Source organism: Halomonas sp. DN3, assembly GCF_024137905.1.
Taxonomy (GTDB): domain Bacteria; phylum Pseudomonadota; class Gammaproteobacteria; order Pseudomonadales; family Halomonadaceae; genus Halomonas; species Halomonas litopenaei.
The window spans coordinates 86,168-107,318 of record NZ_CP099965.1 but is presented as its reverse complement, the minus strand read 5'-3'; the positions used below and the strand labels follow the sequence as shown (position 1 = coordinate 107,318).

Genomic DNA, 21,151 nt, shown 5'->3' with positions numbered 1-21,151 from the left:
TTCGCTCGTCGACTTTTCGGACAGCGCCTAGGCTGCGCTGTGTAAAGGCGACTTAGACCAAGGTCGAATCGGTATTTGACATTCCGTTAGCCTGTTAATATTATTGCCGCAAGTTTTCATGCAGTACCCGTTGGATACATCCTTCGAACGCCGGACAGAGTCAGCAAGGTCCAGGCAGACAAGGATGACAAGCTGCAGAAAAGGCAGGCCCTGAGGGGCCAAAAAATGCCAACAAAATTAAAACGACCGTTTTATTTTTTAGCTCGGTCGAATTCAAGAGAGACAAGGGCCACGAGGCCCAATAGGAGAGACACCATGAAAGCCACTACCAAGATCGCCGCTACTGCCCTGCTCGCCGCTGCCCTGCCGCTGACCGCCCAGGCCGACCGCGCCAGTGACCGTGCCCAGGCGCTCAACGCCGAGCCGCTGTCCAGCCTCAGCGTCGCCGCCCTCGACGCCGCCCATCAGGTCGGCAACGCCCATATCGCCGACAACGGCAGCAATGCGATGGCCAACGCCCGCCTGGAGCTGCTGCGCGAACAGGCCAAGCGTACCGACTTCGCCATGAGCGAGCATGACCTGGACCTGGCCCGTCAGGCCACCACCGGCTAATTTTTGCCGGCCAGATTAAAACGACCGTTTGACTTGATAATGACCGGCAACGTCCAAATGACGCCCGGCGTCATCTCCAACAGACGATCGCGAAGGCCAGCAACACAGGCCCTTCGACAAAGACTGCAAGACGACCGCTGAAACCGACATACGCGATGGCCAAGGGCTCACCCAGAAGCCCATCAGGCCTACAGGAGAGACACCATGAAAGCCACTACCAAGATCGCCGCTACTGCCCTGCTCGCCGCTGCCCTGCCGCTGACCGCCCAGGCCGACCGCGCCACTGACCGCGCCCAGGAGCTCAACGCCGAGCCGTTGGCTCAGGTCAGCGCCAGCGCGCTGGAGGCCGCCCATCAGGTCGGCAACGCCCATATCGCCGACAACGGCAGCAACGCCATGGCCAATGCCCGGCTGGAGCTGCTGCGGGTTCAGGCCAAGCGCACCGACTTCGCCATGAGCGAGCACGACCTGGACTTGGCCCGTCAGGCCACCACCGGCTAAGCGCACCGATCCGATGGGTGCCCACGGGTAAAGACCCCGGGTACCAACGCAAAGGCCCCGCCGACGTGATGTCGGCGGGGCCTTTTTATGTGCCGGGTCTTTTTGTGCTCGGCCTCTTTGTGCCGAGTCTTTTTATGCTCGGCCTGGGGAAGGGTCTACCGGACACGGGGCCAGGTGCGGGACCAGGCACTCAGCGACCCGGCCGTCGAGGCTGCGTCAGCGTGTCTGAGGCGCGGAATCGACCTGCCGTGGCTGCCACAGCGCCTTCATCACCAGCGCGATGGTCAACATCACTGCGACACCGCTGATCGCTCCGATCCAGGTGGTACCGGTGACACCGGCCACGAAGAAGGCCACAAGTCCTGCGACACCGGCTGTCACCGCGTAGGGCAGCTGGGTGCGCACATGGTCGATATGGTCACAGCTCGACCCCGCCGACGACAGAATGGTGGTATCGGAAATCGGCGAGCAATGATCGCCGAAGATGCCGCCGCTCAGCACCGAGGCGATGGCCAGCGCCATGGGCAGGTCCATGGCCGCCGCCACCGGCATGGCGATCGGAATCATGATGGCGAAGGTGCCGTAGGAGGTGCCGGTGGTGAAGGCCACCACGGCGCCGATCAGGAACAGCAGCACCGGTACCAGGCTGGGCGGAATGCTGGCCTCGGTCAGGCTGACCAGGTAGTCGGCGGTGCCAAGCTCGGAGGTGACGCTGCCGATGGACCAGGCCAGCGCCAGGATGATGTAGACCAGGGTCATGCTCTTGATGCCCTCGACCACGATATCCATGGCCTCGCGGAAGTCGAACAGACGCTGACTCATGCCCATGGCCAGCCCCGTCATCACCGCCACCAGGGTGGCGATCAGGATCGACTGACCGCCGTCGGCGTTGCCCACCGCAGTCACCAGGTCATTTTCCGGGAAGTTGCCGGTCCACAGAAACAGCGGCGGAATCATCGCCAGCAACACCCCGATCGGCACCAGCATGTTGCGCTTGCGAGCGGTGTCTTCCGGCGCCTTGAGCTCCATGGCATCGGTCTCGGAAGGCGGCTTGGCGGTGTCTTCCATCAACTTGCCGGTCTCCCGGGCGCGACGTTCCGCCCGCGCCATGGGACCGAAGTCCCACTGGGTGACGACGATATAGAAGATCATCCCCAGCGCCAGCCAGGCGTAGAAGTTCAGCGGAATCGAGGACAGGTAGATCAGGTACTCCGATCCGCTCACCTCCATCTCGCCCAGCTGAGTGCCGATCAGCCCCATGACGAAGACCACCCAGGTGGACACCGGGCCCAGCAGGCACATGGGGGCCGAGGTGGAATCGACGATGTAGGCGAGCTTCTCGCGGGAGACCTTCATGCGATCGGTGATCGGACGCATCACGCTGCCCACGGTGAGGGCGTTGAAATAGTCCTCGAAGAAGATCAGCATGCCAAGGCCAAGCGTGCTGCCCTGGGCGCCACGGGCGCTGGCGACCTTGCGCGAGATGGCGCGGGCGATGGCGTGGGCGCCACCGGTACGCTGCAGCACGCTGATCAAGACCCCGAACAGGCCACAGTAGATCAGCACGGTGGCGTTCCACTCGTCGCCGATGCTCGGCACGATAAAGTCAGAAAAACTGTTGTAGAGGCCGGCGGCAGGATTGTAGCCGGCGAGCATGGTCGCCCCGAGCCAGACGCCGCAGAACAGCGCGGGAATGACGTTGCGCGTCGCCAATGCCAGCAGGATGGCCAGCAGCGGAGGCAACAGGGATAAGAGTCCGAAGGACATCGGGAGTCTCCTGGGTTCTTGTCGGTCTTGGCCCGAGGGGATGACGCCGGACGGCGTCGTGCGGGCAGCGGGGCATCCTAGGCGCTTGCGGCACAAACGGCAACCGCGCTGTCACATCCCCGCAACCGCCGTTCCAGAAGTACAAGCCGGCGCCGGCCTGCAGCTAGCTGACCACCCTGAAAATTCCCCTCGGACATCGGGTGACGGCGCCGACAGATACCTCCATCACCCCGCGACCCGCCTCCCCAACACCGACAGCCGATACCCTCTCTGGAGATACACCAGGCAACGTCCCGACGGCCCTCGCCTCAGTCAGAACGTCGGGTCTCCACCTCCACCCCCTTCATGCCCTGTGCCGTGTAGCGCTCGCCGGCAACGACGTCAGGCGCCAGGCCAGTGCCACTTGGCCCTGGGGCCGTCAGGCCTGACCGCGGGCCTGGCGAATACGCTGGTAGGCGTTGCCGATCTCGACGGTGCGGGCCTCGGCGACCTCGCGCATGCTGTCGGGCAGGCCACGACTGGCCAGCTTGTCCGGGTGGTTCTCGCTCATCAGCTTGCGGTAGGCGCGCTTGACCTCGGCGTCACTGGCCTCGTCGCTGACACCGAGCACCTTGTAGGCATCTTCCAGCGGGCTCTGGCTCTCCTGGGTCGCGCCGGCACCGTGGGAGGCGCCGCCCCGAAGCATGGCTTCGATCTGGGCGATCTCGGCCTCGCTGCAGCCAAGCCCGCGAGCCACCCGCATCAGCATGCTGTGCTCGGCCGGGTGCAGCACCCCATCGGCGGCGATGGCGGAAAGCTGCACCTGCAGGAAGATCTGGCGCAGCGCGCTGCGCCCGCGTGTCAGCCGGGCCACCCGGGCGATCTCGCCGTCGAGATCGAAGTCACTGGCGCGCCCGCGCTCGAAGGCGGCGCGGGCGCTGGCACGGGTGCTTTCCGGCAGACGCAGGCGCACCAGCAATTGCTCCAGCACCTGGCGCTCCTCGCCGCTGACCTGACCATCGGCCTGGCACACCGCCCCCATCACCGCGAAGGTGGAGTCCATGAACTGACGCTGCATCTCGGCCAGGCCCTTGCTGAGCATCAGACCGCCGCGCAGGCGCCCGCCCAGCCACCAGCCGATACCGCCGCCGATCAGCATGCCCAGCGGCCCACCGGCCAGGAAGCCCACTACCGCGCCAATCACGATGATGGTCAGCATAAAATCCTCTCTTGTGCGCTACGTCGCCAAGCGGCGGCGCCACGTCTTTTTCTGTTTCGGCCCTGGCCAACCGTCGCGGCGATGCCAGGTCCCGCCAAAGGGGTATGAGCAGGCAGCATACCATCGCCGTCGAGCCGGCGGCGAAGGTCCAGCCTTCGCTGTTTCATCGAATGGTCATCTGCAAGCGCGACACTGCACGCCATTTCAAGCCGCTCGGTTCACACTCCCATGCGACTATCGATCACTCGCCTTGCCATCGTCGGCGCCATCGCTTGCGCCAGCATCAGCGTCAGTCTGGCCTCCAATGCTTCGGTATTCCCCTGGCAGGGCTTGCTGGGAGTGGGCACGCCGCCATCTGACACTGCCAGATCCGTCATCGAACGCCTGGTCGAAAGCGCCAGCCATCGCTGAGCCTGCTCCCATACGCCATCGGCCCCCTGGAGCGGGGGCCGATGGCATGACGGACATACTTGCGCCGTGCGCGACGCAGGCACCCTCGCTCAGCGCTTTCGGTGCTTGTCCAGACGGCGACGAATCGCCGCCTCGATACCCTCGGCATCGAGGCCACAGTCACGCAGCAGCTCCGCTGGCTTGCCGTGTTCGGCAAAGACATCGGGCAGGCCCAGGTTGAGCACCGGCACGGCGACACCCTCGGCCAGCAGCAGTTCGTTGACGCCACTGCCGGCGCCTCCGGCCACCACGTTTTCTTCCAGGGTGACCAGCAGGTCGTGGTTGCGGGCGGCCTCTAGCACGGCGTCACGATCCAGCGGTTTGACGCTGCGCATATTGATGTGGGTGGCGTCTAGCCGCTCGGCCACCACCCCGGCGGGGTCATTGAGGCTACCGAAGGCCAGCAGCGCCACGCCCTTGCCCTGACGCCGCGGCTCGGCCACGCCGATGGGCAGCGGCTCGAGGTCGGCGGGAATGGGCACACCGGGACCGGTACCGCGGGGATAGCGCACCGCCGCTGGGCCCGGATGATGGTAGGCGGCGCTGAGCATGGCGCGACACTCGGCCTCGTCCGCCGGCGCCAGCACCACCATGCCCGGTACGCAGCGCAGGTAGGTCAAATCCAGGGCGCCATGGTGGGTCGGGCCATCCTCACCGACCAGGCCGGCACGATCGATGGCGAAGGTCACGTCCAGCTCCTGCACCGCCACGTCGTGGATCAACTGGTCATAGCCGCGTTGCAGGAAGGTCGAGTAGATCGCCACCACCGGTTTCATCGCCTCGCAGGCCATGCCGGCGGCCAGGGTCACCGAGTGCTGCTCGGCGATGGCCACGTCGTAGTAGCGCTCGGGGTACTCCTTGGAGAAACGGATTAAATCCGACCCCTCACGCATGGCCGGGGTGATACCGATCAGACGTTCGTCGGCGGCGGCCATGTCACAGATCCAGTCGCCGAACACGCTGCAGTACTTCTTCTTCGGCGGCGCATTCGACGCGGTCGCCGGGGGCTTGGCCTTGGCGGCCTCCGGCGTCTCCAGCTTGGTGATGGCGTGGTAGCCGATGGGATCGGACTCCGCCGGCAGGAAGCCCCGGCCCTTGCACGTCTTCACGTGCAGAAACTGAGGTCCGTCCAGCTCACGCATGCTGGTGAGGGCATCGGTCAGGGCGTCGATATCGTGGCCGTCGATGGGACCGACATAGTTGAAGCCCATCTCCTCGAACAGGGTGGCCGGACTGACCATGCCCTTGACGTGCTCCTCGGTACGCCGCGCCAGCTCCAGCGCACCCGGCAGGTGGGACAGCACCCGCTTGCCGTTCTCACGCATGCTCAGATAGGGCTTGCTGACCAGAATCCGTGCCAGGTAGCTGGCCACGCCCCCGACGTTCTCGGAGATCGACATCTCGTTGTCATTGAGCACGACCAGCAGGTTGGCGTTGACGTGGCCGGCGTGGGCCAGGGCCTCGAAGGCCATGCCCGCAGTCAGGGCGCCGTCGCCGATGACGGCACAGACGCGCCGCTCCTGCTTCTGCGTGCGCGCCGCCAGGGCCATGCCGAGGGCCGCCGAGATGGAGGTGCTGGAATGGCCGACGCCAAAGGTGTCGTACTCCGACTCGGCACGCCGGGGAAAGGCCGCCAGACCACCGTAGCGGCGAATGCTGGTCATGGCCTCGCGGCGGCCGGTCAGAATCTTGTGGGGATAGGCCTGGTGGCCCACGTCCCACACCAGGCGATCGTGGGGCGTGCGGAAGGCGTGGTGCAGCGCCACGGTCAGCTCGACCACACCAAGGCCGGCGCCGAAGTGGCCGCCGGAAACACCGACGCTGTACAGCAGATAGGCGCGCAGCTCATCGGCCACGCGCTTGAGCTGCTCTGCGTTCATGGCACGCAGCGCAGCCGGGGTATCCAGAGTATCGAGCAGCGGTGTCGCCGGCCGCTCGGTGGGAATCGTGTCGAACAGCTTCATGTTAGCCCTGTGGTCGTCAGTGATCGCGCTCGATCATGTAGCGGGCAAGCCCGGCCAGAGGCGCCGCCGCCTCGCCCAGCGGGGCGATGGCGTCGAGTGCCTCGTCGATCAGCGCACCGGCCTTGGCTCGGGCGCCGTCAAGCCCGAGCAGGGCGGGATAGGTCGGCTTGTCGCGGGCCGCGTCGGCCCCCGAGGTCTTGCCGAGGGTATCGGTGTCGCCGGTGACGTCCAGCACGTCGTCATGCACCTGAAACGCCAGGCCCATGGCCGCAGCATAGGTGTCCAACGCCCCCAGACGCGAATCGTCCTCGGCCACCGCCACCAGCCCACCGAGGCGAACCGCGGCGCGAATCAGCGCACCGGTCTTGTGGCGGTGCATGGTTTCCAGCATCGCCAGGTCGGGACGTTCGCCCACCACCGCCAGATCCAGCGCCTGGCCGGCGGCCATGCCGTCGCGACCAGACGCCTTGGCCAGGGTCGCCACCAGGGCACCCAGGCGGGGCGAGCGAGAGCTCGCCAGCAGCTCGAATGCCAGCGTCTGCAGGGCGTCACCGGCAAGAATCGCCGAGGCCTCATCGAAGGCCTTGTGCACCGTGGGCTGGCCACGTCGCAGGTCGTCGTCATCCATCGCCGGCAGATCATCGTGGACCAGCGAGTAGGCGTGGATCAGCTCGATCGCGGCGGCGGGGATATCCAGCTCGTCGTCGTCGGCCCCCAGCGCACGCCCTGCGGCGTAGACCAGGATGGGGCGCAGGCGCTTTCCTCCGACCAGCAGGCCGTGGCGCATCGCCGCCTCGAGCCGGGGTTCGACGACGTGGCGCTGTTCGAACAGTCCCTCGAGGCAGCGGTCTACCCGCGCCCGGTCTGCGGCCAGGCGGGCCAGCATGGTGTCAGCGTTCACCCGGTTCCTCCCCGATATCAAAAGGCGACAGCTGCATGCCACCGTCGGCGTTCTCCGTCAGGCTGCGCACCTTGAGTTCGGCCTCGTCGAGCCGCTTCTGGGCATCTCGCGTCAAGGCCACGCCCTGCTCGAAGGCCTTGAGCGACTCCTCCAGCGTCAGCTCGCCGGACTCCAGGCGCTCGACCAGTGTCTCCAGCTGGGTCATGGCCGAGGCGAAGTCGAGCGACTCGTCATCTTTCTGTGTTGGCTGGCGGTCCTGCGTTGCCATGCGCCCCTCCAGGCGGCGGGTCAAAGGCTGACCCGAGATTGCGAGTTCACGGCCGACGATGGGCCACCCGGGAAACGCAGGCTCGCTGACGACGTCCGGCCTTTCCCCAAAGGGCGACAGTATACACGCTCTCCCCCCGGGGTCGTCTGCCCTGGCCCTTATCCGCGGCCCGCGAAGCGCCCCTCGAAAGGACGGCGGTACATGCAGATGGCTCATGCTGCGGTGCAAGGATTTTCAACGTGAAAATGCCGCCCTGTGGTACTCTATGGACCCTGATTTTTCGCCTGCCCCACCACACAGCCGCTGGCTGCCGCCAACTCCAAGAGGTTGATTCGACCATGGCCAAAACGTCCCTGGACAAGAGCAAGATCAAGATCCTGCTGCTCGAGGGCGTCCACCAGAGTGCAGTGGACAATTTTCTCAACGCCGGATACACCAATATCGAGCATATGCCGACCTCGCTCGACGAAGAGTCGCTGATCGAGAAGATCCGTGATGTTCACTTCATCGGCATTCGCTCCCGCACCCAGCTCACCGAGCGGGTGTTCGCGGCGGCCGAGAAGCTGGTGGCGGTCGGCTGCTTCTGCATCGGTACCAATCAGGTCGATCTCACGGCGGCGCTGGTGCGCGGCATTCCGGTGTTCAACGCCCCCTACTCCAACACCCGCTCGGTGGCGGAGCTGGTGCTGGCCGAGGCCATCATGCTGCTGCGCGGGATTCCCGAGAAGAACGCCCGTGCCCACCAGGGCGGCTGGCTGAAGAGCGCCAAGAACAGCCACGAGGCCCGCGGCAAGACCCTCGGCATCGTCGGCTACGGCAGCATCGGCTCGCAATTGTCGGTGCTGGCCGAGGCGCTTGGCTTCGACGTCATCTACTACGACGTCATCACCAAGCTGGCCATGGGCAACTCGCGCCAGGTCGCCAGCCTCGAGGAGCTGCTCGCCCGCTCCGACGTGGTCAGCCTGCACGTGCCCGACCTGCCGTCCACCCGCTGGATGATCGGTGAGGAGCAGATCAGCCTGATGAAGCCCGGCGCCATCCTGATCAACGCCGCCCGTGGCAGCGTGGTAGTGATCGAGGCCCTGGCCGAGGCGATCAAGGAAGGCCGACTCAACGGCGCCGCCATCGACGTCTTCCCGGTGGAGCCCAAGGGCAACGCAGACGAGTTCGAAAGCCCGCTGCGTGGCCTCGAGAATGTCATCCTCACCCCGCACATCGGTGGTTCCACCCTGGAGGCCCAGGAGAACATCGGCGTCGAGGTGTCCGAGAAGCTGGTGACCTTCTCCGACAACGGCACCAGCATCACCTCGGTCAACTTCCCCGAGGTGGCACTGCCGGCCCACCCGGACAAGCACCGCCTGCTGCACATCCACGAGAACGTGCCCGGCGTGATGTCCGAGATCAACCGGGTGCTGTCGGAAAACGACATCAACATCTCCGGCCAGTACCTGCAGACCAATGAAAAGGTCGGCTACGTGGTCATCGACGTCGACAAGGCCTACGGTCCCCAGGCGCTCGAAGCCCTGCGCGAGGTGAACCACACCCTGCGCACCCGGGTGCTGTACTCCGAGACCAACTACGCCGACTGAGCGGCGGACGTAGCGCCTGCTCGCGGCGAGCTATCCCGCGCGGCAGCTATCGCACTCGGGATGACGATGAGGCTCCGCTCTCCTTCGGGAGGGCGGCGCCTTTTTACTCGCAGGCCTTTTTACTCGCTTAACGGTCGCGCCCCGTTCGCGCCCCTCAAAAGCCGACACCCAAAAGCCTGTGGCTCAGCGAGAAAACGCCTATCCTGAGCGTCTTCCCGATGACCTCTTCAAAGGATGCACGATGCCAACCGGACTGGCCTATCTGATCGTGGTGCTGGTGTGGGCCTCCACCCCGCTGGCCATCAAGTGGAGCGCCGAGGCCGGCGCCCCCATCGGCAGCGTGATGCTGCGCATGGGCCTGGCGCTGGTCGCCGGCGCTCTGATCCTGCTGGTGCTCAGGCGCGGCGTCCGCCTCGATCGCCGCGCCCTTGCCAGCTACGCCGCCGCGGTGCCAGGGGTGTTCGGCGCCATGGCGCTAAGCTACCACGCCTCCCAGTTTCTGCCCTCGGGCCTGCTGTCGGTGATGTTCGGCATGGCGCCGTTGATCTCCGGCTTCATCCTCCAGGCCCTGCCCGGCAGCACCCGGCTCAGGCGCTGGCACTGGATCGGCTGCGGCCTGGGGGTGGCGGGGCTGGCGGTGGTGTTCGCCGACAGCCTGACGCTCGGCGGCGGCGCCCAGGTGCTGGCACTGGCCATGATGCTGTCGGCGGTGACCCTGTTCAGCGCCAGCGGCATCGCCGTGCAGCGGGTGGCCGCCGGGCTCGACCCCTTGCAACAGACCGTGGGGGCGCTGGCCGGCTCCATGCCCTGCTTTCTGGTGTTATGGCTCGCCAGCGGTGAACCGCTGATGATTCCACTCAGCCCCCGTGGGCTGTGGGCGGTGCTTTACCTGGCGCTGTTCGGCTCGCTGATCGGCTTCCTTTGCTACTACCTGATCCTGTCTCGGCTGCACGCCGCCAGCGTCGCCCTGGTGACCCTGATCACCCCGGTACTGGCGCTGACCCTCGGCATGCTGCTCAATCAGGAAACCCCTTCGCCTTCGATGCTGCTGGGCGCGCTACTGATTCTGGTGGCGCTGGGTGCCTACCTGTTCGGGGACCGACTGAGCCGGCGCCGAGCCGCCCGCGAGGCCGCCAGGCCCTGAAGCAGAGGGACACTTGACAAGCCCTGACGTCACGGCCATTTTGTACACAATAACGGTCATATATTGCGCACCACAATGGTACACAGGCCGCTCGATATCGGTGCAGCGTGAACCGTGAAACTGATGACGCTCACCGCCCTCGGCGGCTGTCACTGAAGGCACCTGAACCAGGTATCCGCTACGCGACGAGCCCTCGCCCTCCTTGACCAAGGGACGGCGTCGGGAGCAGGGCACGATGCTTGGGTAACCCTTCGCTCGGCGAAGCCAACCCAGGAGAACTGCATGAGCTCACATCCCCCCGTCACTTGGATCAAGCATCCACTGGCCGCCAGCGACCCTGACGCGGCCGGTGGTGTCGTCGTTCAGGACGGCCGAATCATCGAAGCCGTGGCCGCCGGCCAGACGCCCCGAACCCGCGTCGAGCAGACCTTCGATGCCTCCCGCCACGTGCTGCTGCCGGGCCTGGTCAACACCCACCACCACTTCTACCAGACCCTGACCCGGGCCTACTCGCCGGCGCTCAACAAGGAGCTGTTTCCCTGGCTCACCACCCTTTACGACGTCTGGGCCAACCTCGACGAGGCCCAGCTGGCGCTGGCCAGTGAGCTGGCCATGGTGGAGCTGCTGATGAGCGGCTGTACCACCGTGGCCGACCATCACTACGTGTTCTCCGGCGCGCTCGAGCACGCCATCGACGTCCAGGTGGAGACCGCGCGTCGGCTCGGTGTGCGCGCCGCCCTGACCCGCGGCTCGATGAGCGTGGGGCGCGAGCAGGGCGGGCTGCCGCCCCAGTCGGTGGTGCAGGATGAGGCGACCATCCTCGACGAGAGCACCCGTCTGATCGACGCCTACCATCAGCGCGGCGAGGGCGCCATGGTGACCCTGGCGCTGGCGCCCTGCTCGCCCTTCTCGGTCAGCCGTGAGCTGATGGTCGACAGCGCTCGCCTGGCCGAGCAGAAGGACGTGCGCCTGCACACCCACCTGGCAGAAACCGAGGACGAGACGCAGTACTGTCAGAAGCTGTTCGGGATGCGACCGCTGGACTACCTCGAGGCCACCGGCTGGCTCAGCGATCGCACCTGGCTGGCCCACGGCATCCACTTCAACGACGACGAGGTCGCCCGCCTGGGCCAAGCCGGCACCGGCATCGCCCACTGCCCCTCATCCAACATGGTGCTGGGCTCTGGCATGTGCCGCACCCTGGAACTCGAGGCCGCCGGCTGCCCGGTAGGCCTGGCGGTGGACGGCTCGGCCTCGGCGGATCACTCCAACCTGGCCGAGGAGATGCGCCAGGCGATGCTGATCGGCCGCCTGCGCTACTCGCCCAGCCAGGTACGTCACCAGGACGTCATCCGCTGGGCCACCGAAGGCTCCGCGCGTTGTCTGGGGCGCAGCGACATCGGCGGACTGAAGGTTGGCCAGCAGGCCGATCTGGCGCTGTTCCGGCTGGACGAGCCACGCTTCTCGGGCGCCGAGAACCCGCTGGCCGCGCTGCTGCTGTGCGGTGCCCACCGTGCCGACCGAGTGATGGTGGCCGGCCAGTGGCGGGTGGCCGACGGCCAGCCGCTCGACGTCGATCTGGGCGAGCTGATGGCCCGCCACAACGCGGCGGCGGTGCGGCTAAGGCGTGCGGTCTAGGAGGCTCGGGGCGCGCCTGGACGCACACCTTCGAACAGGACGACGGGAAGACAAGAGGCAACAACAGCGAACGACGAACGGATCTCGAGCGCAGCGCGGCACCACGGGCCAGGGCCGACGCTGCCGCCCCCTGACAACGGTCGCCGTGCCACGGCAGTCAGCACAGACGGTCTGACACCTGTCACGGTCTCCGGGGTTTCGCCGCCGACGCTCCGACAAGGACGCCGGTGCTACAACGACAACAGGAGAAAACCCTGCCATGCCCACCCACGACTCCTCCGGGGACACCCTGGAAAGCGCATCTGTGCGCTCGACCCATGACGTCAACGCCATGCCGCCCCTGGGGCGCGCCATTCCGCTGGGCCTGCAGCACGTGCTGGCGATGTTCGTCGGCAACGTCACGGTGCCGATCATCATCGCCGGCGCCGCCGACCTGCCGGCGGACCAGACCGCCTTCATGATCCAGGCGGCGATGTTCGTGGCCGGTGTCGCCACCCTGGTGCAGTCGCTGGGGATAGGCCCCATCGGCGCCCGCCTGCCCATCGTCATGGGCACCAGCTTCGGCTTCGTCCCGGTGCTGATTCCCATTGCCGTGGGCATGGGGCTTCCGGCGGCCCTTGGCGCAGCCCTGTGTGGCGGGGTCGCCATGGCCCTGGTGGGCATGTTTCTGCCGGTGTTCCGGTTCCTGTTCCCGCCGGTGGTCACCGGCACCTTCGTGGTCATGCTCGGCACCCTGCTGATGCCGGTAGGCTTCGCCTACTGGGGCGGAGGCTTTGGCGCCGCCGACTTCGGCGCCACCCACCACCTGCTGCTGGGGGCGCTGGTACTGGTGGTGACCCTGGGCCTGCACCAGTACGGCCGCGGTATCTGGTCCGAAGCGGCGCCGCTGATCGGCCTGATCACCGGTTACGTAGTGGCCACCATGTTCGGCTATATCGACTTCTCCACCATCGGTGACGCCGACTGGCTGTCACTGCCGGTGCCGCTGACCATCGGGCTTGAATTCCATCTGGCGGCGATCCTGCCGGTGGTGCTGCTGGCCGTGGTCACCTGCGCCGAGTCCATCGGCGACATCGTCGGCACCACCGCCGGCGGCATGGACCGCGAGCCGACCCACAAGGAGCTCTCCGGTGGGGTCATGGCCGACGGCCTGTCCAGCGTGTTCGCCGCGATCTTCAACGCCTTCCCCCAGATCAGCTTCAGCCAGAACGTGGGCATGGTGGCGCTGACCGGTGTGGTCAGCCGCTATGTGGTGGCCATCGGCGGCGCCTTCCTGCTGCTGGCGGGCCTGATCCCCAAGCTGGGTGCCATCGTTTCCAGCATCCCCAATTCGGTGCTGGGCGGGGCGGTACTGATCATGTTCGGCATGATCGCCAGCGCCGGCATCAAGATGCTTTCCCATATCGACTTCAACAAGCGCAACATGGTGATCATCGGGGTCTCGCTGTCCGCCGCGGTGGGCCTGCCGGCCCAGGAAGGGCTCTACGCCAATCTGAGCGACAACCTCCAGGCCATCATCGAGTCAGGGCTGATCCCCGGCGCGCTGTTTGCCATCGTGCTCAATCTGGTACTGCCCAAGGCCGATCGGGTCTTCCGCGACAGCGTCTGACACGCCACACCGTCCCCTCGAGGACACCATGACGCCACTTTCGGGCCCGCCACGCGGGCCCGCTTCGTTTCCCCAGGACAGGGACGCAGCCCAGGCTCAGCAGCTTCTGACTTCACGGTAGCGATGACGCCTGTAGACCTTCACTCGCTGGCCCTCGAGCGTCGTCATCCCTTCCCACACAAAGCCCGCGTTCTGTGCCACTCGGCTCGACGGCACATTGGTGGGATCGACCACCGCCACCAGCGACTCGCAGTCGGTGATGGCAAAGGCGTGGGCCACCACCGCCAGGGCCACCTCGGTGGCAAGCCCTCTACCCCAATGATGCACGGCGTAACGATAGCCGATGGCCAACTCCCGCTCGCCGTCGAGGATCTCGTGATCGAAGCCGCAGAAGCCCATCAACGCTCGCGATACCGGGTGCACCACCGCCCAGTAGCCAAAGCCCTTGTCGGCGTAGCTCGCGCGACAGGCATCGAGAAAGCGACGGCTCCCCGCCATGTCCTGCACACCGTGGAGCGAGTGACGCATCACCCGGGGATCGGCCAGCAGTCGGCTCAAGCCAGGCAGATCATAGCGCTCTAGCGGGCGCAGCCGGCTACGCGGCGTGGCCAGCACGTCGCCCTGCATCGGCCTGGGCCTCAGCCTGTCGTCCTGCATCATGCGCCTCTCGCGTCGTGGATCGCTTGTGCGAATGTACGCCATCCTCCACGGCCATGACCACGGACGCTAGCCGCCAGCAAGCCGCCCCTGTCGTCGTCCTGGCGCTACTCTGACGCCGCTCTGGCGTCAACCAGGGAGGCCAGGCCACTCTTCCCCTTTGGTCGAAGCAGGCCCCGAAAAGGCGTCATCACGCGCTAGGCTTGCGAAGTTTTCCCTCGTTGGAGCCATGACGATGCCCGCCTCACCTTCCGCCCAGCCTGACACCGGTGACCTCGCCGTGGTGCGTCACGATGATCGTGGGGTCGTCCATCTGACCCTCAACCGCCCGGCAAGCTTCAACGCCCTGTCCCGGGACATGCTCACCGCACTGGATGATGCCTTTGCCGCAATCGACCCCGATCCTTCGTTGCGGGCGGTAGTGATCGCTGCCGAGGGCCGCGCCTTCTGCGCCGGCCATGACCTCAAGGAGATGCGCGAGCTCGGCGACGAGGACGACTATCGACAGCTCTTCGCCCAGTGCTCCCGGGTCATGCAGCGCCTGCAGGACTGTCCGGTGCCGGTGATCGCTCGAATTCAGGGGCTTGCCACCGCCGCCGGCTGCCAGCTGGCAGCCAGCTGTGACATGGCGGTGGCCGCCCGCTCGGCACGCTTCGCCGTCTCCGGTATCAAGGTCGGGCTTTTCTGTTCCACCCCGGCGGTGGCGCTGACCCGCAATATCGGTCCCAAGCAGGCCGCCGAGATGCTGTTTACCGGCGAGTTCATCGACGCCGACCAGGCGCTGGAGTGGGGCCTGGTCAACCGGGTCGCCGAGGACGACGCCCTCGACGACAGTCTCGAGGTGCTGCTCGACAGCCTGCGCGCCAAGAGCCAGGTGGCGCTGTTCACCGGCAAGGCCATGCTGGCCCGCCAGCGTGCCCTGCCGCTGGGCCAGGCCTACGCCTACGCAGGCGAGGTGATGGCCGCCAACATGATGGCCGAAGACGTGGCCGAAGGCATCGACGCCTTCGTCGCCAAGCGCGCCCCCCACTGGCGCCATCGCTGAGCGCCGGACCAGGCTCAGCCAAGGCAGGGCCGCTTGTGGAAGCCTTTTCCGCAAACGCGACAAGCGGCCGCGCCAACAGGTATGCTAAGGACTGTGCCAAACGGTTGACCCAGGAGATGCAAGGTGACGGAAAGCAAGCGCAGAACGGCCGGCCGACCGGCCAGCGGCAAGGCCAGCGGAGGCCACAGCCAGTCGCTGGTGCGGGGACTCAACCTGCTGGAATTGCTGGCGATGCACCCGGGCGGCCTGGCGCTGTCCGACATCGCCGAACAGGCCGATCTGGCACCGTCCACGACCCATCGCCTGCTGCAGGCCCTGCTGAGCCAGGGCTTTATCACCCAGGACGAGGAACTCGGCGTCTGGCGCATCGACGTCAAGACCTTTCGCATCGGCAACAGCTTTCTCGAGGCACGCGACTTCGTTGCCACCAGCCGTCCTTACCTGCGCCGACTGACCCGTGAGACCGGCGAGACCGCCAATCTGGGCGTGCGTGAAGGCACCACGGCGGTGTTCCTGGCGCAGAGCGAATCTCCTCAGATGATGCGCATGATCACCCGTCTGGGCTCACGTGCCCCGCTGCACGCCTCGGGCGTGGGCAAGGCGCTGATGGCCTGGCTGCCCGACGACGACCTGGAGCGGGTGCTGGCCGAACGCGGTCTGGACCGCGTCACCGTCAACACCCTGTCGAGTCCATCCGAGCTGCGTCGCGCCATGGCCGAGATCCGTGAACGCGGCTACGCCTGTGACCGCGAAGAGCATGCCATCGGCCTGCACTGCGTCGCCGCCTGCATCCATGATGAACTGGGCACGCCACTCGCAGCCATCTCGGTCTCCGGGCCGGTGGCGCGCATCCCCGACGAACGCCTGTCCCAGCTCGGTGAGCTGGTGCGCGACACCGCTGCCGAGATCACCGCCCAGCTAGGCGGACGCATTCCCGCCGCCGAGGACTTCAAGCCCTGACGCCCGGGTTCACCGGCTCCCCCAAGAGATCCCCCGATGACCGACGCCTGGCGCAAGTACAAGAGCGCACCACCGCCCGGGACCGCCGTGCTGGAATCGACCAGCCTGGCCCCGGGCGAGAGCCGCTGCCTCAATATCGAGAGCGACAACGGCCGCTTCCCGCTGATCCTCGCCCGCCACGCCGACGGTCAGGTGCACGCCTACGTCAACGCCTGCCCCCATCAGTACCTGCCGCTGGACGGGCGCGGCAGCAACATCCTCAGCCGCGACGGCGAGCTGTTGATCTGTACCCACCACCAGGCCTGCTTCCGTCTCGACAGCGGCGAGGGCATCTCTGGCCCCGCCCAGGGCGAGGCACTGGACCCGGTACCGGTGGAAGAGGTCGATGGCTGGTGGGTGATCGGGGAGTGAGGGGGCGAATCTGCCCGTCGCAGTGGCGACTTGACCCTTATCCGCAGTGAGGACCTGCCCTCGATCCCGGCCCCAAGGCCAAGCATGGGATTGACGCCCTTGATGCACAACGACGCTGGTTTGACCCTCTCCTTATCGAGATCCCCGCCAAGACGCCCGACGAACCTGGATTGCTGGTTATTGGCTCGATCGAAGGCAAGCACTGTTCTGCCGTTGTAACGCCGCGCGACCGGGCTACGCATCATCTCTGTAAGGCGCTCGCGGAAGGAAGAGGTGGAGCTCCATGAAAGCCAGGACGCTTGATCAAAAATTCGATGATGGCAAAGACGTCTCGGAAGCCCTCGGCCTGTCCAGGACTCGGCGCCCAATCAGACACAAGGACGGGTCAACGTCGACTTTCCTGTGTGGATGATCGAGTCTCTCGACAAGGAAGCCAGCCGCCCGGGAGTGACTCGCCAATCGATCATCGAGGTGTGGCTGGCCGAGCGCCTGGAGCAGTGCGCGAACAGGCCCTAGCGATCCTGATCGAGCTCGGGAGAACCCGGCGTCTCCATGGGATCGCCGGAGCGGTCCTGGGACCAGGGGCCACTGCCCTGCTCCAGCCGATCGAGCTGGCGCTCGAGCTTGCCGATCACGCTTATCAGTTGATGACACTCGCCCTGAGAGAGAGCGGCCACCACATCGGCCTCCCATTGCAAGGCATCGGGGATCAAGTCGGCCAGTAAGGCCTGCCCCGCCTCGGTCAGTCGCAGGTGCTGTACACGCTGGTCACTGGGCGAAGGCGTTCTTCGGATCAGACCACGCTCTTCCAGGGCCTGTACGGCCCGAGAAATACGCACCTTATCCATGCGAGTAGCTTGGGCGATCTGCTTGGCCGATAGCTCATCCAGGTGCGACAACCACGCCAGCACTCGCCACTGGGCAATGGTCAACTGGTAACGTTCTGCGTACATCTGCGAAAGCGCCTGACTCAAACGGTCCGCCAGACTGTTCAGCCGGTACGGCAGGAACTGCAAAAGATCCAGATGCGGTACCCCGCTGCTGGTCGGTGTTTCTCGCTTACGCGAGCCCATGGCCTCGTCCCCGTGGTCAGCGTCCATCGCGACAGCGCCACGCCAGCGTGGCACGCCACCATCCGTCACTGACGATAACCGGGAACGCCAGAACCGGCAACGTAGCTCGCGACCTTACCATCAGCATCGCTTTCGCACTCACGCCTGGCTCTCGCGACAGGCTACTACCTGGTCTCTGCCGTCACGCTTGCCGACGTAAAGCGCCTTGTCGGCGCGATGAATCAGCACTTCCAGATTGTCCTCATCGGGCCGGGCTTCGACAATGCCGATGGTAACGGTGACCGCCGCCCCCCTCTCACCCCCCTCAAACGGCAGCGCCAGGTCGGCGACCGCTCGATGCAGACGTTGTGCGACCGGCAAAGCGTCACTCAAGGAGGTATCAGGCAATGCGACCACGAACTCTTCGCCGCCGAAACGCGCGATCAGATCATGGGAACGCAGTGACTCGGCACACACTCGGGCGATCTCCATCAGCACTCGGTCTCCATGACTGTGGCCCCAGGTGTCATTGATAGTCTTGAAGTGATCGACATCCAGCATAAACAGGCTGAAGGGCGCCTGTGCTTCCCGGGCAGACTCAAACATGCTCTGGGCCCGCTTCATGAAGTGCCGACGATTGGCGAGACCGGTCAAGGCATCGCGCTCGGCCAGCTGTCTCAACTGACCTTCAAGGGACTGACGATGCGCCATCTCACGAAGCAATTGTCGGTTTTGGTCGCGCTCTTCGCTCAATATCGCGAACTGCTTGCGCTGCAGGCGCTCTACCCGCAGCAAGGTGCAGAACCCGACCGCATTGGCCATGATCAACAACAGCGCCATGCGCAACACATCGACGGGCGAACTGTCGGCAAAGATGGCAGAGGCGCACAGAAAACCGATACCCAGATACAGGCTCGCCATCGCCACCACGGTGAGCAGGTTGGGAATCAGCAGATAAAAGGCCATGGTAGCAACGATGACAGCCATCATCTGCGTCGAAAGGGAGTCCGGACGTAGCGGAACAATCAGGATGATGCCCGTCGCCATAACCCACAACGGCAAAGCATGCAGCCAGAGGCGCTGCGAATAGCTTCCCCATCGACCAATCGCCCAAGCCAGAAAAAGACAGCTACCGACGACGACCACGCGCATGGCCAGCAACAGGTAGAGCTCGCGGCTCTGGCCGACATAAAAGTAATCGGAAATCGAGAACATGCCGAATATCAATGCGGCAAGCATCCAGGCCAGTCGTGACTCGCAGCGCACCCTCTGCTTGATCGCGCGGCGATACCAGGCTTCTCGCTCAGTTTCACGAAACTGTCCAGTTAACCAATGCACCAGATGGGGCATCTTTGCCATCGACACTTGCTGTTCTCCCTGTGCATAGGCTCGACGTCTGATGACCGATGCCCACTACCTTCGTCATGTCGAGATCGAAGGGACTTTTGTCCACTTCACGTTGACGGCGTCTTATTATTTTTTAAACAAACGCTTATATGACTTTAAGATAACTCAATAACACGATGATAACGTTACTTTTCGTGGCAGCACTGCCCAATTCTATGCTTTTCGCGGCAATGGCACAGCGTCTGTCATGCTCTCTCGAAGTCCACTTCACTTGCAGGGAAGTAGCCCCCATCTCGTATTGCGGCCTTCACACCCCGCTGGCTATCACGACGCCGATCCACACTTGCCCAACGTGGGTGGGCGCGGTCTAGGCGACCTTTCCCCTGCGCTCATACCGTCGCCTGGCCCCTTGGGGATAGTGTCTACACCGCACCCAACCGCCAAGTGAAGCTTCGCACCACGGTATTGCTATAGACGTATGTCTTATCCCATTAATCTCATGTTTTTAAAGGGTAAATCAGATACCGGTGGGGTTGGCACCGTCTCTCTAGCGATAAGGCCTGGAATATAGTTTCAAATGAAACTATATTCCAGGCATGCCATAGCGATGATGTGACCGCCTCGACCCGAGCTTTATCACAGGACTCAGTATGCAGTGGGGCGGCGAGCATCCCGACACGACACCTCATCATCCTGAGCGGAGGATTTCCCGATGTCCCGACGTCTCGACCAGACGCCGCTTGCGTATCAAAGCGGTTTTCGTAATCACTTCGCCAGCGAAGCGCTGTCCGGCGCCCTGCCTCAGGGGCAGAACTCGCCCCAGCGCTGCGCCTACGGGCTCTACGCCGAGCAGCTCACCGGCTCGGCCTTCACCGCGCCGCGCAGCCATAACCTGAGAAGCTGGCTCTACCGCATCCGCCCCTCGGTGGCCCAGAGCGCCTACCGCCCGCTGGAGCACGGCGGTCTCGCCACCGCACCGCTGTCGCGTCCCGCCGCGGACCCCAACCAGATGCGCTGGGACCCGGCTCCCCTGCCCGAGGCGGCCACCGACTTCATCGATGGTCTTGCCACCATCGCGGTCAATGGCGACGCCGGCACCCAGGCCGGCTGCGGTGTCCATGTCTATGCCTGCAACCAGGACATGACCGAACGCTTCTTCTACAACGCCGACGGCGAACTGTTGATCGTGCCTCAGCTGGGCACCCTGCGCCTGGGCACAGAGTTCGGCGCGCTCGAGGTGGGCAACGGCGAGATCGCGGTGGTCCCGCGCGGGGTCAAGTTCCAGGTCCGCATCAGTGAGGGCGACCAGGCCCGGGGCTACGTCTGCGAAAACTACGGCAGTCCCCTGGAGCTGCCGGAGCTCGGCCCCATCGGCGCCAACGGCCTGGCCAACCCGCGCGACTTCCAGTCGCCGGTAGCCGCCTACGAGGACCTCGAGGGCGACTTCGAACTGGTGGCCAAGTTCTCCGGGGCACTGTGGGCGACCCGGCTGGACCACTCGCCGCTGGACGTGGTCGCCTGGCACGGCAACGTGGCGCCCTACAAGTACGACCTGGCCAACTTCAACACCATCAATACGGTCAGCTTCGACCACCCGGATCCTTCGATCTTCACCGTGCTGACGTCGGCGTCGGACACCGAGGGAATGGCCAACATCGACTTCGTGATCTTTCCGCCGCGCTGGATGGTGGCCGACAACACCTTCCGCCCGCCCTACTTCCATCGCAACCTGATGAGCGAGTTCATGGGCCTGATCCACGGCGAGTACGACGCCAAGGCCGAAGGTTTCCTGCCCGGCGGCGCCAGCCTGCACAACTGCATGTCGCCCCACGGCCCCGACGCCGAGACCTTCGAGAAGGCCTCCGACGCCAGCCTCGAGCCTCAGTATCAGGGGGCGACCCTGGCCTTCATGTTCGAGAGCCGCTACGTCTTCCAGCCTACCGAAAAGGCGCTGGCCGCCGATTTCCGCCAGCGCGACTACGTGGATGTGTGGAAGGGACTCAAGTCCCACTTCGATCCGACGCGGCCCTGACCGACC

20 protein-coding genes are annotated in these 21,151 nt (G+C 65.3%); 12 read left to right on the top strand and 8 right to left on the bottom strand.

The window, feature by feature from the left end; translation table 11 throughout:
* Nucleotides 1-315 precede the first annotated feature (315 nt).
* Both NKF27_RS00460 and NKF27_RS00455 read left to right on the top strand, forming a co-directional pair.
* Nucleotides 316-612, top strand: coding sequence for a hypothetical protein (locus NKF27_RS00460; RefSeq protein ID WP_108131883.1), 297 nt, complete (start codon nucleotides 316-318; stop codon nucleotides 610-612).
* 204 nt (nucleotides 613-816) lie between these two features.
* Complete coding sequence (locus NKF27_RS00455; RefSeq protein ID WP_222516226.1) at nucleotides 817-1,113, top strand: hypothetical protein; 297 nt, start codon at nucleotides 817-819, stop codon at nucleotides 1,111-1,113.
* Nucleotides 1,114-1,329: 216 nt separating this feature from the next.
* On the opposite strand, the gene NKF27_RS00450 is transcribed toward NKF27_RS00455, so the two are convergent.
* Both NKF27_RS00450 and djlA read right to left on the bottom strand, forming a co-directional pair.
* Entirely contained in the window at nucleotides 1,330-2,880 is a 1,551-nt protein-coding gene (locus NKF27_RS00450; RefSeq protein WP_108131884.1) for a Na+/H+ antiporter NhaC family protein, read from the bottom strand.
* Between the two features lie 418 nt (nucleotides 2,881-3,298).
* The gene (gene djlA, locus NKF27_RS00445) at nucleotides 3,299-4,078 is read right to left on the bottom strand and encodes a co-chaperone DjlA (RefSeq protein ID WP_045993894.1); all 780 of its coding nucleotides are present in this window, start codon (nucleotides 4,076-4,078) and stop codon (nucleotides 3,299-3,301) included.
* A gap of 228 nt (nucleotides 4,079-4,306) precedes the next feature.
* Here djlA and NKF27_RS00440 point away from each other — a divergent pair, with 228 nt between their 5' ends.
* Nucleotides 4,307-4,489 (top strand): hypothetical protein, encoded by a 183-nt coding sequence (locus NKF27_RS00440; protein WP_253554879.1) that lies wholly within the window; start codon nucleotides 4,307-4,309, stop codon nucleotides 4,487-4,489.
* Between the two features lie 89 nt (nucleotides 4,490-4,578).
* Here NKF27_RS00440 and dxs read toward each other — a convergent pair whose 3' ends face one another.
* From dxs to NKF27_RS00425, 3 genes are read right to left on the bottom strand one after another with little or no spacing between them, the layout of a single operon-like run.
* Nucleotides 4,579-6,492 carry a 1-deoxy-D-xylulose-5-phosphate synthase gene (gene dxs / locus NKF27_RS00435; protein WP_253554876.1) on the bottom strand — a complete coding sequence of 638 codons (1,914 nt, stop codon included), beginning with the start codon at nucleotides 6,490-6,492 and terminating at the stop codon, nucleotides 4,579-4,581.
* 16 nt (nucleotides 6,493-6,508) lie between these two features.
* Entirely contained in the window at nucleotides 6,509-7,378 is an 870-nt protein-coding gene (gene ispA, locus NKF27_RS00430; RefSeq protein ID WP_045993952.1) for a (2E,6E)-farnesyl diphosphate synthase, read from the bottom strand.
* Nucleotides 7,379-7,382: 4 nt separating this feature from the next.
* Entirely contained in the window at nucleotides 7,383-7,661 is a 279-nt protein-coding gene (locus NKF27_RS00425) for an exodeoxyribonuclease VII small subunit (RefSeq protein WP_045993891.1), read from the bottom strand.
* A gap of 338 nt (nucleotides 7,662-7,999) precedes the next feature.
* Between NKF27_RS00425 and serA the strand changes: the two genes are divergently transcribed.
* The 4 genes from serA (at nucleotide 8,000) to NKF27_RS00405 (ending at nucleotide 13,641) form a co-directional block, all read left to right on the top strand.
* Complete coding sequence (serA, locus tag NKF27_RS00420; RefSeq protein WP_045993890.1) at nucleotides 8,000-9,250, top strand: phosphoglycerate dehydrogenase; 1,251 nt, start codon at nucleotides 8,000-8,002, stop codon at nucleotides 9,248-9,250.
* 241 nt (nucleotides 9,251-9,491) lie between these two features.
* Entirely contained in the window at nucleotides 9,492-10,394 is a 903-nt protein-coding gene (locus NKF27_RS00415) for a DMT family transporter (RefSeq protein WP_108131888.1), read from the top strand.
* Between the two features lie 282 nt (nucleotides 10,395-10,676).
* Nucleotides 10,677-12,032, top strand: a complete 1,356-nt coding sequence (locus tag NKF27_RS00410; RefSeq protein WP_222568036.1) for an 8-oxoguanine deaminase — start codon at nucleotides 10,677-10,679, stop codon at nucleotides 12,030-12,032.
* 259 nt (nucleotides 12,033-12,291) lie between these two features.
* Complete coding sequence (locus tag NKF27_RS00405; RefSeq protein WP_052704445.1) at nucleotides 12,292-13,641, top strand: uracil-xanthine permease family protein; 1,350 nt, start codon at nucleotides 12,292-12,294, stop codon at nucleotides 13,639-13,641.
* A gap of 96 nt (nucleotides 13,642-13,737) precedes the next feature.
* On the opposite strand, the gene NKF27_RS00400 is transcribed toward NKF27_RS00405, so the two are convergent.
* Nucleotides 13,738-14,301: a GNAT family N-acetyltransferase gene (locus tag NKF27_RS00400; RefSeq protein ID WP_162816504.1), complete on the bottom strand. Its 564-nt coding sequence runs from the start codon at nucleotides 14,299-14,301 to the stop codon at nucleotides 13,738-13,740.
* Nucleotides 14,302-14,533: 232 nt separating this feature from the next.
* On the opposite strand from NKF27_RS00400, the gene NKF27_RS00395 reads away from it, so the two are divergent.
* From NKF27_RS00395 to NKF27_RS21210, 4 genes are all read left to right on the top strand, one after another.
* Entirely contained in the window at nucleotides 14,534-15,343 is an 810-nt protein-coding gene (locus tag NKF27_RS00395) for an enoyl-CoA hydratase (RefSeq protein ID WP_253554873.1), read from the top strand.
* A gap of 123 nt (nucleotides 15,344-15,466) precedes the next feature.
* Nucleotides 15,467-16,303, top strand: coding sequence for an IclR family transcriptional regulator (locus NKF27_RS00390; RefSeq protein ID WP_045993885.1), 837 nt, complete (start codon nucleotides 15,467-15,469; stop codon nucleotides 16,301-16,303).
* 36 nt (nucleotides 16,304-16,339) lie between these two features.
* Complete coding sequence (locus NKF27_RS00385; protein ID WP_253554871.1) at nucleotides 16,340-16,714, top strand: Rieske 2Fe-2S domain-containing protein; 375 nt, start codon at nucleotides 16,340-16,342, stop codon at nucleotides 16,712-16,714.
* A gap of 89 nt (nucleotides 16,715-16,803) precedes the next feature.
* Complete coding sequence (locus NKF27_RS21210) at nucleotides 16,804-17,001, top strand: BrnT family toxin (protein WP_367399262.1); 198 nt, start codon at nucleotides 16,804-16,806, stop codon at nucleotides 16,999-17,001.
* Nucleotides 17,002-17,226: 225 nt separating this feature from the next.
* Here NKF27_RS21210 and NKF27_RS00380 read toward each other — a convergent pair whose 3' ends face one another.
* On the bottom strand, nucleotides 17,227-17,814 hold the full coding sequence (locus NKF27_RS00380; RefSeq protein WP_222568034.1) for a MarR family winged helix-turn-helix transcriptional regulator: 588 nt from the start codon (nucleotides 17,812-17,814) through the stop codon (nucleotides 17,227-17,229).
* Nucleotides 17,815-17,925: 111 nt separating this feature from the next.
* Nucleotides 17,926-19,125 (bottom strand): diguanylate cyclase, encoded by a 1,200-nt coding sequence (locus tag NKF27_RS00375; protein WP_253554869.1) that lies wholly within the window; start codon nucleotides 19,123-19,125, stop codon nucleotides 17,926-17,928.
* A gap of 700 nt (nucleotides 19,126-19,825) precedes the next feature.
* Here NKF27_RS00375 and hmgA point away from each other — a divergent pair.
* Nucleotides 19,826-21,145 (top strand): homogentisate 1,2-dioxygenase, encoded by a 1,320-nt coding sequence (hmgA, locus tag NKF27_RS00370; protein WP_253554867.1) that lies wholly within the window; start codon nucleotides 19,826-19,828, stop codon nucleotides 21,143-21,145.
* Nucleotides 21,146-21,151: the final 6 nt, after the last annotated feature.